A 16,206-nucleotide genomic window follows, 5' to 3' on the forward strand; every position below is an offset into this window, starting at 1 on the left:
GAGCCTGGACGCTTGTGTTTCTCGCCAGGAGGGCAAGTTTGGCCGGGGTCGTCAGACCTTCACAACTCGCCACAACCCTAAGCGTCACAAGTCAGCTGAGACATGATGATCTGCCGCTGGAGTGTCCTCGCGCCCGCTGTCTTCAGCCTTGGAATGGCGGCCGCTCAACCCGCAGTGCAGGCACCAAATGACCCCATCCGCATCACCTCTCTCAAAGGGGGAACTTTCCGGCTCACACAGGGAAAGACACAACGCATCGTGGATCTGCACCGCAATATCAGCGGCTGCTGGGGCCGTCTATTCGACGGAACCCAGGAAGAACAGAGCGGCTTTGGAGACGGAGGCTCCGTCTCGACGCGTGTGCTGGACATCGTGCGACGAGCAGAGTTTTGGTCTGTAGTGTTGCAGGTCAACACAAATTCACGCTGTAACGTTCAGGGCCTGTGTGGGGCGGCGACAAATAGCGACATACTGTGGCTCAAGCTCACTTCAACTCTCGCGATCGCGGCGCAACAGGCCGCCACCGTAGAAGCTTGTGAACCTGCGACGGAACTCACGCGCTTCAGTGGCCGACGACCTGATGAACTGCTGCCCCCAGCCCTGGAACTTTCGCAGGGAAGCCTGACCCTGGAGTACCGCACCAGTCTGTATAACGGAACGCCGGCGATACGAACCGTTCTGCAATACGATCGGCGCACTCCTGAACGGGGTTTGGAAGTACGTCGGCGGTAAAAGCATCAGGGATGCTTTTCAGTGGTGCCGGGTTGCGGCAAGTTGTTGGGCTAGGGTGACGCCGTGCTGAGCGATCAGAAGATTCCTGGATACCGATTCCCTGTCGCGATCATCGGGCACGCCGTCTGGCTGTACCACCGCTTCACCCTCAGCTATCGGGACGTGGAAGAACTGCTGGCGGAACGGGGGATCATCGTTACAAACAGGGGCAAGATCACTGCTCTGCGCCCCCTAGGGCGATACCGCTGGCCTTCAGGAGGACGACAGGTCATCTTTCATGGCCCGCGCCTGGGCTTCGAACCCCGCCTGCACCCAATGCACGGGGACGAATGCGGCTGCCGGGCCGTGAAAGACCTCCTCGGTGGTGTAGGCAGTGTGGCCGTTCGGGAGGCGCCTGAGCGTCTGCACCCGCTCTGAGCGCAGCAGGCCCCAGTGGGCCAAAGGACTGTCGTAACGCCAGGCGACCAGCGCCGCGCCATTGGCAGGAGGTTGCACGCGCGTGACCCGTTCGTCGGAATGGATGTACCGACCCTCACGCCAGAGCAGCCTGAAGCGCATCTGCACGCCCTCGGCAGCGCGGGTGGCTCCCGTGACGTCCACCACGAAGGGATTCCAGCGCCCGTAGGCGCCGAAGTCCACCAGCAGTTCAAAGACCCGTTCCAAAGGAGCCTGGAGAGTGATCTCAGCGCGGGCGGCACGGGGCATCAGGGGCAGTATAGCGGGGGCGGAGAGCAGGCGCTCAGAACCTCCGCGAACCCCCCTGGGCACCGGCCTTGACCCGAAGCTCGCCCGGTCGGAGCGAGCAGCTTGCTACCGAAACGCTGGGTGGTGGAGCGCTCGTTCGCGTGGCTGTCGCGCTTCAGACGGCTCGGGCGGGACCTCGAACGCCTGTCGATCACCCTGACTGGCTTCCACTTCGTCGCCGCGGTTCTGGCAACTTAATCGCATTACGCTGATGGTTTGTGACTGACCGCAAACCCTACCGACACCGTTTTCCGCTCAGCATCATCGGGCACACCCTCTGGCTCTACCACCGGTTCCCCCTGAGCGAACGTGATGTCCAGAAATTGCTGCACCAGCGCGGTATTGTCGTCAGCCATCGTCGTGAACGGACGCCCATGAGGACGCCACTCCTCCACGAAACCCTTCGCCAGTGGAACATTAAGTTCGCGCCGCTTCTCACCGAGGCGCTGCGCCACTGGGAACCCCTCTGGGGTTCCCGGTGGTCCCTGGATGAGGTCTGTCTCGACATGGTGGGGAAGAAATTCTGGTTGTGGCGGGCTGTCGATGAATCCGGCGCGGTGCTCGATGTCCTGTTGCAATCTCACCGAGACAGTCAGGCGGCCAAGGCCTTTTTCGAACGGCTGTTGGTGAACCACGACGTCCCAAACGTGATTCACACCGATAAGCTATGGGGCGGCTCTTCGAGGGCTTCCTGTGCTGTACACCCTGGAGCACATCCAGGTCATTTCCTCTGTGGGCTGCAACAATCCCATTGAACAGTCCCACCGCCCGACCCGGAAACAGGAGCGAAGTGGGCCGGGCTTCAAGAGACCGCAACGCGCACAGGAATTTTTAGCCCTGCACGCCCGCGCTTCGAACCTTCACCAGCACACTCGAACCACTGTCCCGCGCTCGATCGAAAGAACGCATCCATCGCAGGCCCACCGGGCCTGGCAACACGCCGTTCATGCGGCGCTCTGAATTCAGACTGCCGCTGGGAAGATTTGGCCTACTCGAGGTTGAGTTGCCAGAACCATCTACACCGTGCCAGGACAGAGCCTGTTTCTTTATCTGGTGCTGGCGAAGGATAAGGCCAACTTCGCCATGGCCCGCTACAAGCTCAAGGCGCTGGGCAAGGACATCGTCCTTGCCTGAGCGGAGGGGCCACAAAAGAGGAGCAGGCGCTGACCGCCTGACGATTTGTGGCCAGTGGTGGACCTTAAGGCGACAAGCGGACAATGCAATGGAAAGGCGGCCTGAACTTCAGGCCGTTTTTGACATCATCTTGCGCTGATCTCCCAAACGATTTTGGCAAGTTAAAGCGGTCAGGGTAGAGAGTTGTGTCTGACCGGAAGCCGCTGCAGCCACCCTTTCCCTGCGCATCATGGGCTCTGCCCTGTGGCGCTACCACCGCTTTCCTATGAGCCAGCGGGATGTTCGGGAGGTGCTGTTTGAGCGCGCTGTCTTGGTCAGTTATCGGGAGTGGACGGCCACTGTGAGGTATTATATACTCCACCCCGCGTAACATCAATTTGTGTAGTAAGCATCAAACATGAGGGCGCCGGGAGTCATTCTGCGGAGCTTTTCATGCTTTCGGCGGCTCGTATCTTCGGTGGCAATGCATTAGCGAAACCAAGGAGAACCACGTGAGAAGACGTCTGTTTACCGGATTGATCACCCTGTCGCTGCTGGCCGCATGTTCCACAACCCCTCAAGTGCAGGATCCGCAGACGCCCGAAGCGCCGTCTCCAAGTGCCCAGGTTCCGGTAGATTCGCCTCCTGTTCTCACAACGCCTGCTGGCGATAGCAATGCCCCGTTGCTTGCCAAGACGAGCAAGTTGAGCAGCGCCCTGACCGCCTTAGCCAGTGGTGGCCTGAGTGCCCAGAGCACGGACCTGACGGCCAGCGGTAGTGACGTTCGCCCTCGTGGCAACCGCCTCGTCAGTGGGGACAGTACCGTCACGGTCGACGCCCTATCCACCGGGACGCCCGAGGAACTGCTCGCTACCCTCCAGTCTCTCGGCATGACATCAGGGTCCACCTACGCGGGCCTGGTGTCGGGCGTGCTTCCTGTTTCGGCCCTCCCAGCCGCCGCCGCTCTGCCGGAATTGCGCAGCATGCGCCTTGCGGTTGCCACCACCAACCAGCTGCACGGGCAGGCCTTCCAAACGCCTAGCCAGGGTCTGACCATCTCACAGGGTGATCAGGCCCAACGCAGCGATATCGCCCGTCAAAAGTACCGCGTGAGCGGAGCGGGCGTCACGGTGGGCGCCCTTTCCGACAGTTTCAACTGCGCGAAGAAGCCGCTGACCACCGCCCCTGATGACGTCAAGAATGGTGACCTCCCCGCAGGTGGTGTTCAGGTGGTCGCGGAACTCGATGCGCCCTCTTGCAGTGCCGGGGCGTCCGATGAGGGACGTGGCATGCTCCAGATCGTCCATGACGTGGCGCCTGCCTCCAAACTGTCGTTCGCCACCGCCTACAGCGGCCAAGCTGGCTTCGCGAACAACATCCTCAAGCTCGCAGATGCAGGCGCAGATGTGATTGTGGATGACGTCACCTACTTCTCCGAGCCGTACTTCCAGGATGGGGTGGTAGCGCAGGCCGTGGACAAGGTGGCCCGCCAGGGCGTGTCCTACTTCTCGTCGGCGGGCAACCAGGCCCGGCAGTCCTACGAGGGCGCCTTCCGGCCCAGCGGTCAGACCTTCAACGGTTGCGAACTGAATGACTTCGATCCGGGCAGCAAGGTCGATCCCCTGCAGAGCATCACCATCGCCCCGGGCGACGACGTGCTCATCTTCCTCCAGTGGGATCAGCCCTTCGCCTCTGTGTCCCGCGCTGGCCGGGGATCAGCCAGCGACGTGGATCTGCTGCTGTTCGACAGCAAGGGCAAGCTCCTGCCCACGGACGCCAAGGCCGGGCAATTCCCCGTGTCCACCGACGATAACGTTGGCGGCGATCCGGTGGAAGCCGTGCAGTACTTCAACACCACCAAGGCCCCGATCAAGGTCAACTTGGCGATGACCCTGTGCAGCGGCCCGGCCCCGAAGCTCCTGAAATGGATTGACTTCGATTACGGCACAGACATCGAGTACGACACCAAATCTCCTACCAGTATCGGTCACCACAATGCTGCTGGTGGCGCGGGCGTGGGCGCCGCGCGCTTCTACCGCACCCCTGCGTTCGGGCAGAACCCACCGTTGCTCGAAAGCTTCTCGTCCGCCGGTGGCGTTCCGATCCTCTTTGATCTGAACGGACGGCCGCTCAGTAGCCCGGATCTTCGTCAACAGCCGCGCTTCACGGCGCCAGACGGTGGGAACACCAGCTTCTTCGGACAGGTCACCTTCGGCGACGGGACGCCCGTTGACGGCGACGCTTTCCCCAACTTCTTCGGCACCAGTGCCGCCGCACCACACGCGGCCGGCGTCGCGGCCCTCATGCTCGACGGCGTCACGCAGTACGGTGGCGCCTCGCGGCCTGCCGACATCTACAAGGCGCTCGCCGCGAGTAGCGTGGACATGAAGACCCCTGGGTACGATGCTGACAGTGGGGCCGGACTGATCCAGGCTGACCAGGCGTTGGCGCGGATCCTCACCACGGCTCCGTAATCTGGAGGATTCTGGCAAGTGAACGAGGGGTAGAACGATGTTTTCGACAGGCAACCTGAACTTCAGGTGGTTATGTTGCCTTAACTAGTTCAGGGGGTTGTGGCAAGTTGTTGGGGTAGGGTGACGTGGTGTTGAGGGGTCAGAAGCTTCCTGGGTACCGGTTTCCCCTTGCTGTAATCCAAGGCTCGATCACCGCTTCTCCCTCAGCTACCGCGACATCGAAGAACTGCTGCTGGACCGGGGAGTCTGCGTGACCCGCGAATCCATCCGGACCTGGTGGATCAACTTCAGTGACCTCTTGGCCCAAGGTTTACGCCACAGGGAACCCCGTCGGGGTTCCCTGTGGCATTTGATTTGGACGTTACGGCACGTGGATGTTGGAGGCTTCACCCACTAATTGTGGCGAGCAGTCGACGAATACGGCGTCGTGCTGGACGTCTTCCTTCAGGAGCACCGGGAGACTGAGGCCGCCAGGGCGTTTTTCCACCGCTTGCTGGGGCAGGGGCGACGTGCCGGTGGTCATCCACACCGCTCTGGAGTTCCGGTGCCGCCCTTCGCGAACTTCCCGTGCTTCCACCCCGTGGAGCACGTTCAGGTGGTGTCGACCGCTCCCTACAACACCATCGTTGAGCACTCCCACCGTCCCACCCGGAGGCAGGCACGTCAGCAGCGAGGCTTCAGGTCACGAAAACGCGCACAGGGCTTCGTGGAGGTGCACGCCCGCGTCACGAATCTGTATCACCCTGCCCGTTCCACCGTTCCCGCTCTATGGCGTCGGCACCATCAACGAGCTGCCTTCAAGACCGGGCAAGAGACTGTGTGGCAGGCGGCCTGAAGTTCAGGCGGCCTGCCTTCGCATCCCCCTCTGCTTTGTGAGAGCCAACAACTTGCCACAACTCTTCAAATGGAAGTTCAGCATGAGCGGCACACAGGTGGACGCTGTGTTCGCTGTTCCTTACGCCACGTACCGATCCACCACGCGCTCGAAGGCCAGCTCGCACTCGCTGGCGTAGGCGGCCTCGGCCCGCCTGACCGCCTCATCCCGGTTCCTGGCCGCCTCGTCCCGCACCCTGGCTGCCGCCACCTGAAGGTCATGCAGCGCCTTGCGAAACGCCAGGTCAACGTCGTCCTTGAGGGCTGCCGTGACCAACAACTTCACGACGAGCTGCCCCGTCGCGGCGGTCACGGGCTTCACGGTGCCCCTGGTTCCCACCTGCTGCCGGGCGACTTTCAGGTACAGCCGGGCCACGGCGCGCTCGTCGAAGGCCATGGCGAACACCTCGGCTTCATCGTCCAGGTGCCCACGTCCCTCGTTCTCACGCCTGACCCGCTCGGCTTCTCGCTGCTCGCGTTTCCGGCGGTCCTCTGCCGCCTGCCGTTCACGATCACGGCGCTGCGCTTCGGCTCTCTTTCGCTCTGCCTCGGCCTGCTGGCGCTGTTCCTGACGTTGCCGGTGTTGCTCGGCCTTGCGGCGCTCCCCGGTCTCGGTCATGTACCCGGCACGGCAATAGGCCACCAGATCCTCGAAGATGGTGTGCGATGTGGGCCGCGACTCCACGCGGGACCCCTGACGCGATAGTGCGCGGTCCAGCCATGTCATCAGCTCCTGATCCCCAAGACCCACCCCCACATTGGAGCGGTCCAGCGAGTGAGCCTCGGCCAGCAGGCGCGTGTAGGCGCTGGTGCGCTCGACGGCCTTGAACACCCCCTGACTGAACAGCGGGCCTTGCAGTCGTCGCTTGCGCTCGGCCACGTCCAGATGCTGGAAGAGCAGCGACTCGAGATCGACGTTCGCCGTTCCCTGTCCCCCTCCTGCACCCGCCGCAGAGGCCGAGACCACCACCAGACCGATCTTGATCCGCAACAGCTCGGCGTCCCAGCGCCTGGGCAATGAGGCGTCGATGTCGCACAGCATCAGCCCATGCCGCTCGCTCAGGCGCGACAGCACCTGCACGCACTTGAGCTTCTCGCCTGCATGTCCCGTGGACACCCCCTGGCGGAACACCTTGACCGCCTTGTCGATGGCCTTCTGCCGATCTGTCGCCATGACCGTTATGCTCTCAGCCGCCGTCTCCAAGCACTGTTACTGCGTCCGCAGTTCAGCCTCTGCCGACATGAGCGCCGCGTTCACCTGCGCCACCCGCTCGAACACGGGGCCACTACGGAGCACGTCGTCCCCCAGGCCGCGCTTGTCCGTGCGAATCACCGTCTCCACGGTGTCGCCAAAGCCGATCACGAGCAGCCAGCGGGTCCCGCCCACCGTCACAGCCCACGTTGAGTTCACGAACTTTTCGGTGTCCACAGAAATCCACCAAGCTCCCAAATGCTGTTGCTCCAACCGTCCCTGCACCAGGGTGGGCAATGCAGCCATGGGAGAAGAGCCGCCTTAAGTCTGTGACGCCCTTTTAAAGGGTGGTGGCGACTGCTCAGTCGAACAGGGTGGGCAAGACCGTTGGTGCAGGAGCATCAGGCCAGGCGCCAATCTCGCGGAATGCCAGTCCCCTGGGGTGCGATTCAAGGCCGGCGCGGTGATGGACGGCGCCGCCAGGATGCTCCATACCGTGCCTATCCCCGACTTTTGTACGGTCGCGACGTCGCGCCCCAACTGGCTGACGCCGTCCTGGGTGGCACGGCCCCGCTTGGGTTCCACCACCACAGACCGTCCCTGGGCGTCACGCGCGTACAGGTCGATGCCACCGGAATCAATCAGCAACTCGCGGTCCAGCACGGTCAGTCCGGGTTCAATGAGTTCCGGGTGGCGGACCAGGGCGTCCTGCATTTGTTTCACCGAACCAGACAAGGTGAATGACGCCTCGTGCAGATCAAGTGCCAGGTGAGGATGCAGGAAGGTGACGTGCCGAGTTCCTCAGGACTCCGGCGTGACGCATGCAACACGCAGTGACCGTGTTCGACGCGGGCGGAGCGTTCGTCCGTGCGGGGGTGCCAGTTCATGGCTTGAGGCCGATGGGGGCGTGGATCTGGAGGCTGCCGCCGCGTTTGAGTAGCACGAGGGAGGCGCCGATTTCAGCAGTGCTGGTGGCGCGCCCCTGATAGGTGACTTCAGCGAGGCCAGCGATCTGGATCAGGCCATCGCGGGTGCGGGTATGGGTGGTGAGGTGGGTGGTCAGACCCCCTGGGTCCGGCGTGAGGAGTCGAGCGCGGATCATGCCTGCATGGTGTCATTGGAGGATGGGCAGGCTCCGGTGCAACGGTACCAAAGACCCATTTTATGCTCCAAACAGAACAAATCCCATCGACTTTTACCTGAAAGAAATTTTGAAGAGGTAGTTGCTGTCTATGACAGTCTTTTTCACGCTCGCTCCTAGGAAGCCCAGGAAGGGGCCTCTAAGCGTTTTCGAGAGTAGAGGAGGGGGGCGGCGCCAGAGAAGATGATAGTGAGATTGAAGCTAGGTCAGAGAAGCGCTCAGCCGTGAACAGGCGGACATGGCGCCCCGAGACTGTGCCCATCAGCGTGACCTCAGCAGGGCCACCTGAGGGTCCATGTCCTGGACAGCTCCATTGAGGCCCTGGCCCAATGGAAGCCCCAGTGCCCGACCAGTCAGCTGATGCAACAGTAATCCGCCTGTGAATTGCACCGTCTTGGGGCCCATGGGCACCTCGCAGAGCGTGTCCGGTCGCTGGAGGATTTGGTGATAAAAGCTCGGGAGCAGCTCAGGCAGATCGTGGCGGCACCTGCTGGGGTCAGCGCAGGGTGCTGCGACTGGCCTCGGTCGGGAGCGTGGGGATGATTGGGCTGGCCAGGTGATGACTGCCATCCAGGTTCAGGTGGCTAGCGCTCTACAGTTGGGTCATGGGCGGTGGAGTTGCCGGTCTGCTCAGCTTGTTCGAGTGGATGACGCTAATGCTGTTTAGTGTTAAAAATGAGGGTTTTGCTGTCTTCGAGCAGACATCGCGTACTGCGACTATCTCGCCCTGAGTCATTCAGGCCAAGCGGTACACACCAGACTTGGCTGAGGAGGTGGATCCCCGCAAGACGTGAAACGTCTTGCCCCGTCGCTGGGTTGTGGAGCGGACCTTCGCCTGGCTGGGAAAGTGTCGCCGTCTGTCGAAGGATTACGAGGCGTTGCCGGAGACCACAGAAATGTTCGTCCATCTGGCCATGATTCGATTGATGCTCCGGAGGTTGGCTCGCGTTCCACCCTGATTCACTGTCCTGGTAGTTGGTCCCAGAAACCGACGCTCCTCTGGTTCAAGCCACGACAAGTTGCTGCTGAAGAGATAGCGCCGTTTTAGGGTCTGTGCGTGCTTTCAGTAACGCTTTGGTCCAACGTGGCGAATGTACTGTGGGGTAGCCTGCAGCAGAATGCTCCTATCCCAAGAAGAGATTTCCTTTTTCAAGGATCCTGAAAGCTGGCAGTACGGCCCAACGTATGACCTCGTGTTCCAATTTGATGGAGAAGTTAAGCAAGAAGCAGTTTTCAGCTTAATGCTCAAACATTTTGGAGCAGAAAGGTGGGTGCTTAAGAGTGATTCTCGCTCGCTGTTGGTGGTTAACAAGCCAGAGATTGTTAGTCAGCCATTAGGTTTTTTGTACTACTCGTACTCTGGGGCGATCACGGAAGGAGCGGGTGATAAAACACATCATCTCGTGATGTATCCACGCCAGTTCGAGAAGCTCTGCGGAGGCTTCCCGCATTTTTGGGGGAAGCCTCCGCTAAGAAAGCTCGAGTCCCTAGAACTGCATAGACTGTATTTTTTGATTATTGGACTATTAGATAAATCTTTAGGCCTAAGAAGTGCTTGTTTATGCGATGAAACACATGGGACTTACTTAAAGCCGGGATGTCTTTTGCTACTCACTGAGACTGCAGAATTTCTTGGATTGACGGGTGATCGGGACGATCAAGACTTTGATGACACCTGGAGGTCATTTGCTATCGAAGGGGCTGAATCTTTGATCAGTCCCCTATGATACATAATTATCTGGCGAATTTTAACTGAACCAGAATGTTCCGTAGACTCTGCGGAAGATGTAATCCGAACTGATTCAAGAACTGCACTGGGGCGAAATAAGTTTTCGAAGATGAAGCATGGATTTAAGAGCGCTTCAATTCGTTTATACACGCGCTTTAGGACGCGGCCCTGAGTACTGAGGAAGTAGCGTCTGCAGTGAGGCGGGGGGCTTGGCTTCAACTGGTTTTGAATCAGACCTGCCCGCTCCATGACTACCAGACGGGCGTACAGCCTGCCAACGCTGATGGCGTACGCCTGTGAGAGTGAGTACGCATGCTGATAACCGGTGTAGAGGGCGTGCAGGTTGCGTACTCACTCTGGAAATGTCCTGAATCGGATTCGTCGAATGAGACGGGCAGACATCGGAGACTTCCAGGAAGGGCCCCTCCTCGGCGGAGTGGCCAGGGGGAAGGGGTGGGACTAGGTTCTGTTGACAAAATGCGCTGAACTGCGGATGGCTGAGTCCACCGCGCTCGCTACAGTCGAGCCATGGAAGAGTTTGGACGCTACCTCAACGTTATCGACGTCGAAGCAACTTGCTGGGAGACTGCCCCTCCCATTGGGCAGGCCAGCGAAATCATCGAAATCGGGTTGTGCGTCATCGACGCCTTCACTTTCGAACGTGTCGAACGCCACCGCCTCCTGGTACGCCCGCAACGCTCCACTATCAGCGCCTTCTGTACGCAACTCACCGGGTTGCAGGCGCACGATGTGGATGATGGCCTGACCTTCCGAGATGTGTGTTTGGCCCTCGAACGCCAGCACCGAGCCTCGTCGCGTTCCTGGGCGAGTTGGGGTGACTACGACCGCAAGCAGTTCGAGCGTCAGTGCCGTGTGGAGCGCGTTCCGTACCCATTCTCATCACGCCACACCAACGTCAAGACGGCGTTCTCAAAGGCGTTTGAGCTGAACAAAAAACTGGGCATGCACGAGGCGCTTGAGCACGCCAGCCTCCCGCTGGAAGGACGGCATCACCGTGGGGATGACGACGCGTGGAATATCGGCTCGCTCGTCGTGCTGCTGTTCCAACACGGCGCATGGCCTACTTGAGTGGACGCAGCCACTCCAACACGCAGGCAAACGTCACCCACGCGCCTTAGGACAGCGCCAATTTGTCGTAGCGCGTGGCCACCCGACGATGGCGTTTCAGACGCGCCATGAGTCGCTCGACCCGGTTGCGCTCGCGATAGACAATCTTACTGAATGCTGGGCTGGTCGGCTGATCCTTTCGCGTGGGAATCACGGCACAGATACCTCGCGCCTGAAGCAAACGGCGCAACGAGGGAGAGCTGTAGCCTTTGTCACCAACGAGTTGCTCTGGTCGAGACCGTGGTCGCCCCCGACCGACACATTTCATACGCCCGAGATCGACGAGCGCTTGGAGGTCCTGCGATTCGTGCCGTTCGCTGCTGGAGAGCACGAAGGCCAGAGGACGGCCTTGTCCCTCGGCGCGCAGATGAATCTTGGTGCTGAATCCACCACGGGAATAGCCCAGTGCTTATCCATCCTGCCCACCACGGGCACCGGCCGCGCACGGATGAGCCCGAACGACGGTCGCGTCGACGAAGTGCGTCTTGCAAACGAGTACGCTGCGGAGGTCAGCGTCACGTTGGAGATGATGCGGGAGACGGCCCAGAGGCCTGAACGGGTCCAGCGGCGGAAGCGCATGTAGAGGCTGTTTGCCGTAGCGCTCGGGTACATCTCGCCATGGGGCACCCGAGCGCAGGACCCAGAAGATCCCGTTCAGGACCCGACGGTGGTCGTGCGAAGGGCGGCCGAGGGGTGAGCGCTGAGACGGCAGGAGGGGCGCAAGGACGGCCTACTGGTCATCGCTAAGGTCGGAGCGGCACAGCCAGATAGACTACCGCCGACCTTCGTCAACAGAACCTGAAGTTCCTCGAAGCGGATGACGCCCAGCACATCGTCCATGAAGGTGGTCAGTGAAACGGTCGGAGTGAGCAGGTGCGAGCGTTCACCATATCCGGTCAGGGTGGGTATAAATACGTCATGTCCCAGGCGGCGCAGTGCTCCAGCTACCGCGCGCCAGACTCAGCCGCTGGACCATCCCCCATGCAGAAGCACAAATGTCGCCATCCTCATCCTCCGTGGTGGTCGGAATTCACGAGCAGCGCGGCCAGCGGTTCACCGCTGGGCCTGATCAGAGCGTACTCCTGCCAACCAGGAGTGCGGAAGGTGCTGCCTCCCAGCCGCCAACGCATGCACCATTCTGGCTGTACGCATTGGTGCTCAGGGCGCTTGTGACCGAGCAGGCTGTTGGAGGCTTCCCATACAGCCTTTTATTTTGAAAAACTGTCGGCTCCGGAGCGCTCAGCGAGGCGCATGGTGACTTCGAGCCAGCGGGAAGAGCCTGTCGGGCCATAAGAAAAGCAGCCCGGGGGCCGCTTTGATTTCTCCAAGATAGAGCAGTATTCAGCTCCTGTCAAATTCATGCATTGAGTGGTGGAGGCGGGCGTGTCGGCCAAGGGTAGGAACTGACGGCAACAACGTATCTTTTTCTGCTGTGGCTGTGATCTTTTGAAACACGACCCGGCCGACGGCGCCTGCGTCATTTGAGACGCGAAACCTCCCAGCGCGAGAGTTCGAACGATGACCAGCTCTCTCCGTCTGTACTGAAGAAGGTTATTTGGCGACCATTCTGAAAATTGAGGGACAGAGAAGGAGCATGGTGGCGTACACCGTAAGACCACCCACTCAGCGTTTCACCGCCGAGCTCTAATTCTTCGCCAAGGTCGCGCAGGGGGAAGGACACCTCGTCTTCTGGGATGTCCCAGGCTTCAGGCGCTTGGTCCCAACGCTGCATGTAGAGCATGGGCCCATCGATCATCATCCGCCACCATTGACCTTCCACCAGGGCGAAGACTTGGTGGGGGAAGGTCTCCTGATGCTGAGAATGGAATGCCTGCCCGATCAACTGTTCGAGTACCTTCTCTGTGAAGAGCGGCTCACCGCCTCGGAAGATCAGATCGTAGTCGTACGGGCCCATACTTCAGTTTGGCGCAGAAGAACCTGCACTCACGCTTACCCTTGGCCCACACGCCGTAGTGCCGTGCCCCGGATGCTGGCCTTGAATGAGTGGAACTTCGTCACTGCCTGCGTTGAATTGCGATCACACGGGTTTCGCTGGTGGCCTAATCGATGCCAGGGACGTTGCCGTCAACTCGGTTCCCGCCTCGAGCAATGCCAAGACGTCCGCTTGTCTGTGCAACTCCGTCTGCATCAAAGGATGGGTCCGGATCTTCTCTTCCAATCCTGGATCCTGTGGGTGCATGTTCTGTGACTCCTGCGCGAGGAGATCTGAGCGGGCCATCGCTTGATACCCCGCGTTTGAGGCGTCCTCCGCACTGCTCGACGCCGCGGCGTCCGTCGCACACACCAGAACCACGGCCGCATCAAGTGCAGCCGAAGTGAAGGGCGAATCGAAATCATCATGGTCCGGAACCAGCTCGTCCCATTGCTCCTGGACAGCGCGCAGCTCCTGCACATCAAGCGCCGCGTCTCCTGCGGCGACGCTCCATAAGCGCTCGGCCCACTGGTGCATCTGCTCGTGATTCCCCCAGCCCGTGTCCGCGACAAACGCGCGCTAATGCGGTTCAACGGCGAAATAACACGAAACAGCGAAGACGAGACGCTGTCGTGGGTTCAATGCATCCAGGCGTCGTTTCAGTGCGTCGTGATCGAATTCAGGCAGCATGTCCGTCACCTATAGCATCTGCTAAGGCCCGGGGGAGCAAGGCGGAGTGAACAAGGTCCTGTGAGAGCTTGCACGCGAAGGCAGTTACCCTGTTGGCATGTCCGTGCCCCGTACGTCTTCGCGAGACGCACGTCTTGAGCGAGATCTGCGACTGCTGTTAAACGCGAACCACTCGTTGGAGGCTGCCATTCAAACGTTGTGGAGTAGGGGCGAGTGGGGAATGATGACCTTAGCGGCCTCTGTTGCGGCAGTGTGTGATCTCTGTGGACGTGAGGCTAAACGAGTGGTCGTCAAGGCGACGTTCGATCGTCCCCGTCCTCTCCCTATGCTCCGCGAGGGTCCATGACCCCATACGGCGTTAGTCCTTCCAGTGCTGGCCATACGTGTGTGCGTGAGGGTGAGGCGAGCAATGCCCCCACCGCATCCCGTCCCTCACTTCTCCCCTGCAACCTCCTGTCCTGGCCGCATCGCGCGTAACCCGTTTGCAAACCATCCATTTCCAGACTTCGATTGTCCGGCCGCCTCCAGGGCGTGTGCCAATGGATCTTCGAGGAAGAGGTCAGCGCGGATTGAAGCTTCGGGGTGCAAAGTGGTCATCCACGGCTTCGAAGGCGCACCCACTCAGACCACGTGTCTCAATCGCTTCTTTGACGCTCGGTGTAACGAAAATCAGATTGGCGTGGGTAGCTGGCCGGAATATCGATGGGGCGTCAGCGGCAAACCGCTGGGACATTGGTAGCAGTTGCATCACGCCATGGGCATCAGGAACGCGCCGCGCTACTGGTGACTGAACCTCCAGAAGGTGAAAGAGTGCGTAGCGTTTGCTTGCTTCCTTGCCCGCTCGGTCCAGCAGTGTCACGGGGAAGATTTCAAACCGCACGTCAAACGCTGCGAGCACGTCAATCAAGGCCTCTGAGTACAGGCTTTTGATGTCACCCGTCGGGAGCAGATCCACCCCGACGCATTGCGTGTTGAGCTGGTACGTGGGGTGGGGTGGGATGAGGCTGATTGGAGCATCATCGAACCAATGTGGTGCAGTAGTGACAGGCCCATCGACAGGTTGAGCGTGGACGTAGGTCTGGTTTTTCGAGACGAACTGCTGTTTGAACATGTAGAGCATGCTGTAGGCTCCCTGCGTGCCACCACTGTAAAGGAGCAGCTTGTGATGGTGATACCTCCCCCAGGCGCCTTTCGCATGTGCCCCAAGGTCAGAAGAGCTGTTCGCACCACGGGAGCGCGTTTAAGTGCGTGACTGGCGATGGCGGTCATGTGGCCTGATTGATTTATCTCGTTAGTTCGCCCCGATTACCAGTTGACCAAGGGGCTAGACCACTGAGGGACGGCGCAGGTCGATCACATCCACCTGCTGCTCCTCGAACAAGGCATACAGCGCATCAAGTCCTTCCCGCTCCATCATGTTCACTTCGCCCTCCGACAAGAAAAAGCCCATCCGCACCTTCCCGATGCTCTCTGACTTCGGCAGGGCGAGATGCGCGAACGCATCCGGGAACAGGTACGGTTCGGCGAATGCGAAAGCCACCTTCCCGTAGCGCTCAGCGAACACTGGCACGCTTCGCTGCACGTTATGCAGAAAGCTCACCTCCGGAACCGTCACGCGGAGATAGAGCAGGAACGTCAGGGACGCCATTACCGTATCCGCCACGACGTCGTCCAGCTCGGACACAGGGACGACGATCTCCACCGCCTCGCCCAACACGGCCTGGAAGTGCGTGAGTCCAAGCGACGTGAGGACGTGGGTGTCCTTCATGGCACCCGCAAAGTCCAGCAATTGAACGGTGAACCCATCATGTTCAAAACGTGCGTAGAAGTCCGGTGCGAAGCTCCCCAGGTAGCCTTCGTAGTGGTCAAGGTAGGCTTCGCCAAGGTTCACGCATCCCGTTATATATGGCAGCTGGTGGTCTGAGTCAGATAAACGTCGACAGTTTTATACTGACCTTGATGACCAGGTTTTGACTCCTGGCCGACAGCCATGATCAGCCAACAGAGATGATGACCCCAGTGTTGAGCTGCACAGCGGCGGAAACCGCTTCATGCACCGCAGGAAGAGCCGCCCGGTCGGGATCCAATGTCAGTCGCTCTGCTGAACTGGCCCTTTCCAGCATCTGCCAAAGCTGAAGGGCCTCCTCAGCCGTCCAGTACGACAGGCGGTTCGGATCGTCCCACGTCAATCGTGCTTCACGGACAGGCCCACCATCAATGGGTCGTCCAGTGGCCAAAAAGGTGAGGAGGTCGCTGGCATCCGCATTCCCCGCAAGATGCAGCGCCTTCTCCAGGGCCTCGAACCACCTGTAGCTCAACAGCGTATCCGACGCAGGTGTAAGCTCCGCACTCGCATTGATCGCCGTGAAATGGCCGTAGTACCACGTCAGGATTTCACTGACCAGGTCTGGCGATTGGGCGTCTGCCATGTCCAGGCCAGCTTGTCCTTCCCTAACT

13 protein-coding genes and 7 pseudogenes are annotated in these 16,206 nt (G+C 60.2%); 9 read left to right on the plus strand and 11 right to left on the minus strand.

Annotation, left to right across the window (positions count from 1 at the left end):
• The first annotated feature begins 102 nt into the window (after nucleotides 1-102).
• Together HNQ08_RS13395 and HNQ08_RS13400 are read left to right on the plus strand one after the other, a co-directional pair.
• Nucleotides 103-732: a hypothetical protein gene (locus HNQ08_RS13395; RefSeq protein WP_184132937.1), complete on the plus strand. Its 630-nt coding sequence runs from the start codon at nucleotides 103-105 to the stop codon at nucleotides 730-732.
• A 66-nt stretch (nucleotides 733-798) separates the two neighbouring features.
• Nucleotides 799-933, plus strand: a pseudogene (locus HNQ08_RS13400) (IS6 family transposase); the annotation flags it as partial.
• 51 nt (nucleotides 934-984) lie between these two features.
• On the opposite strand, the gene HNQ08_RS13405 reads toward HNQ08_RS13400, so the two are convergent.
• Complete coding sequence (locus tag HNQ08_RS13405; protein ID WP_184132939.1) at nucleotides 985-1,437, minus strand: SRPBCC domain-containing protein; 453 nt, start codon at nucleotides 1,435-1,437, stop codon at nucleotides 985-987.
• Between the two features lie 102 nt (nucleotides 1,438-1,539).
• On the opposite strand from HNQ08_RS13405, the pseudogene HNQ08_RS13410 reads away from it, so the two are divergent.
• The 4 genes and pseudogenes from HNQ08_RS13410 to HNQ08_RS28125 all read left to right on the plus strand — a co-directional run.
• Nucleotides 1,540-1,674 (plus strand): annotated as a pseudogene (locus tag HNQ08_RS13410) (transposase); the annotation flags it as partial.
• Nucleotides 1,675-1,694: 20 nt separating this feature from the next.
• A pseudogene (locus HNQ08_RS13415) lies at nucleotides 1,695-2,436 on the plus strand (IS6 family transposase).
• A 665-nt stretch (nucleotides 2,437-3,101) separates the two neighbouring features.
• Entirely contained in the window at nucleotides 3,102-5,063 is a 1,962-nt protein-coding gene (locus tag HNQ08_RS28120) for a S8 family serine peptidase (RefSeq protein ID WP_184132941.1), read from the plus strand.
• A gap of 184 nt (nucleotides 5,064-5,247) precedes the next feature.
• A pseudogene (locus HNQ08_RS28125) lies at nucleotides 5,248-5,898 on the plus strand (IS6 family transposase); the annotation flags it as partial.
• A gap of 120 nt (nucleotides 5,899-6,018) precedes the next feature.
• Here HNQ08_RS28125 and HNQ08_RS13430 read toward each other — a convergent pair.
• The 4 genes from HNQ08_RS13430 to HNQ08_RS27430 all read right to left on the minus strand — a co-directional run bounded on the left by HNQ08_RS13430 (nucleotide 6,019) and on the right by HNQ08_RS27430 (nucleotide 8,230).
• Nucleotides 6,019-7,110 (minus strand): hypothetical protein, encoded by a 1,092-nt coding sequence (locus HNQ08_RS13430; RefSeq protein ID WP_184132944.1) that lies wholly within the window; start codon nucleotides 7,108-7,110, stop codon nucleotides 6,019-6,021.
• A gap of 36 nt (nucleotides 7,111-7,146) precedes the next feature.
• Complete coding sequence (locus HNQ08_RS13435; protein ID WP_221284189.1) at nucleotides 7,147-7,434, minus strand: hypothetical protein; 288 nt, start codon at nucleotides 7,432-7,434, stop codon at nucleotides 7,147-7,149.
• A gap of 15 nt (nucleotides 7,435-7,449) precedes the next feature.
• Nucleotides 7,450-7,842 carry an endonuclease NucS domain-containing protein gene (locus tag HNQ08_RS27425; RefSeq protein WP_229790031.1) on the minus strand — a complete coding sequence of 131 codons (393 nt, stop codon included), beginning with the start codon at nucleotides 7,840-7,842 and terminating at the stop codon, nucleotides 7,450-7,452.
• A gap of 169 nt (nucleotides 7,843-8,011) precedes the next feature.
• A complete protein-coding gene (locus HNQ08_RS27430; RefSeq protein ID WP_229790023.1) occupies nucleotides 8,012-8,230 on the minus strand; it encodes a hypothetical protein in 219 nt (72 codons plus the stop codon).
• A gap of 836 nt (nucleotides 8,231-9,066) precedes the next feature.
• Between HNQ08_RS27430 and HNQ08_RS13445 the strand changes: the two are divergent.
• The 3 genes and pseudogenes from HNQ08_RS13445 to HNQ08_RS13455 form a co-directional block, all read left to right on the plus strand.
• Nucleotides 9,067-9,228, plus strand: a pseudogene (locus HNQ08_RS13445) (transposase); the annotation flags it as partial.
• A gap of 159 nt (nucleotides 9,229-9,387) precedes the next feature.
• Nucleotides 9,388-9,996: a hypothetical protein gene (locus HNQ08_RS13450; RefSeq protein ID WP_184132947.1), complete on the plus strand. Its 609-nt coding sequence runs from the start codon at nucleotides 9,388-9,390 to the stop codon at nucleotides 9,994-9,996.
• A 530-nt stretch (nucleotides 9,997-10,526) separates the two neighbouring features.
• Nucleotides 10,527-11,087: a 3'-5' exonuclease gene (locus HNQ08_RS13455; RefSeq protein WP_184132950.1), complete on the plus strand. Its 561-nt coding sequence runs from the start codon at nucleotides 10,527-10,529 to the stop codon at nucleotides 11,085-11,087.
• Between the two features lie 46 nt (nucleotides 11,088-11,133).
• Here HNQ08_RS13455 and HNQ08_RS13460 read toward each other — a convergent pair.
• The 6 genes and pseudogenes from HNQ08_RS13460 to HNQ08_RS13485 all read right to left on the minus strand — a co-directional run.
• Nucleotides 11,134-11,850, minus strand: a pseudogene (locus HNQ08_RS13460) (IS5 family transposase); the annotation flags it as partial.
• A 753-nt stretch (nucleotides 11,851-12,603) separates the two neighbouring features.
• Nucleotides 12,604-13,041, minus strand: a complete 438-nt coding sequence (locus HNQ08_RS13465; protein ID WP_184132953.1) for a hypothetical protein — start codon at nucleotides 13,039-13,041, stop codon at nucleotides 12,604-12,606.
• Nucleotides 13,042-13,164: 123 nt separating this feature from the next.
• Nucleotides 13,165-13,623: pseudogene (locus HNQ08_RS13470) on the minus strand (DUF416 family protein); the annotation flags it as partial.
• Nucleotides 13,624-14,308: 685 nt separating this feature from the next.
• Nucleotides 14,309-14,869: a hypothetical protein gene (locus tag HNQ08_RS13475; protein ID WP_184132959.1), complete on the minus strand. Its 561-nt coding sequence runs from the start codon at nucleotides 14,867-14,869 to the stop codon at nucleotides 14,309-14,311.
• A 204-nt stretch (nucleotides 14,870-15,073) separates the two neighbouring features.
• On the minus strand, nucleotides 15,074-15,640 hold the full coding sequence (locus HNQ08_RS13480; protein ID WP_184132975.1) for a suppressor of fused domain protein: 567 nt from the start codon (nucleotides 15,638-15,640) through the stop codon (nucleotides 15,074-15,076).
• A gap of 103 nt (nucleotides 15,641-15,743) precedes the next feature.
• Complete coding sequence (locus tag HNQ08_RS13485) at nucleotides 15,744-16,178, minus strand: hypothetical protein (RefSeq protein ID WP_184132978.1); 435 nt, start codon at nucleotides 16,176-16,178, stop codon at nucleotides 15,744-15,746.
• Between the last annotated feature and the right edge of the window lie 28 nt (nucleotides 16,179-16,206).

The sequence above is a fragment of the Deinococcus humi genome (assembly GCF_014201875.1).
GTDB classification, from domain to species: Bacteria; Deinococcota; Deinococci; order Deinococcales; family Deinococcaceae; genus Deinococcus; species Deinococcus humi.

Bases quoted from the DNA above. Each gene is read 5' to 3' on its own strand.
- HNQ08_RS13395 (WP_184132937.1), top strand. From the start codon at position 103: ATGATGATCTGCCGCTGGAGTGTCCTCGCGCCCGCTGTCTTCAGCCTT.
- HNQ08_RS13405 (WP_184132939.1), bottom strand. From the start codon at position 1,437: ATGCCCCGTGCCGCCCGCGCTGAGATCACTCTCCAGGCTCCTTTGGAA.
- HNQ08_RS13430 (WP_184132944.1), bottom strand. From the start codon at position 7,110: ATGGCGACAGATCGGCAGAAGGCCATCGACAAGGCGGTCAAGGTGTTC.
- HNQ08_RS13435 (WP_221284189.1), bottom strand. From the start codon at position 7,434: ATGGCTGCATTGCCCACCCTGGTGCAGGGACGGTTGGAGCAACAGCAT.
- HNQ08_RS27425 (WP_229790031.1), bottom strand. From the start codon at position 7,842: ATGCAGGACGCCCTGGTCCGCCACCCGGAACTCATTGAACCCGGACTG.
- HNQ08_RS27430 (WP_229790023.1), bottom strand. From the start codon at position 8,230: ATGATCCGCGCTCGACTCCTCACGCCGGACCCAGGGGGTCTGACCACC.
- HNQ08_RS13450 (WP_184132947.1), top strand. From the start codon at position 9,388: ATGCTCCTATCCCAAGAAGAGATTTCCTTTTTCAAGGATCCTGAAAGC.
- HNQ08_RS13455 (WP_184132950.1), top strand. From the start codon at position 10,527: ATGGAAGAGTTTGGACGCTACCTCAACGTTATCGACGTCGAAGCAACT.
- HNQ08_RS13465 (WP_184132953.1), bottom strand. From the start codon at position 13,041: ATGGGCCCGTACGACTACGATCTGATCTTCCGAGGCGGTGAGCCGCTC.
- HNQ08_RS13475 (WP_184132959.1), bottom strand. From the start codon at position 14,869: ATGCTCTACATGTTCAAACAGCAGTTCGTCTCGAAAAACCAGACCTAC.
- HNQ08_RS13485 (WP_184132978.1), bottom strand. From the start codon at position 16,178: ATGGCAGACGCCCAATCGCCAGACCTGGTCAGTGAAATCCTGACGTGG.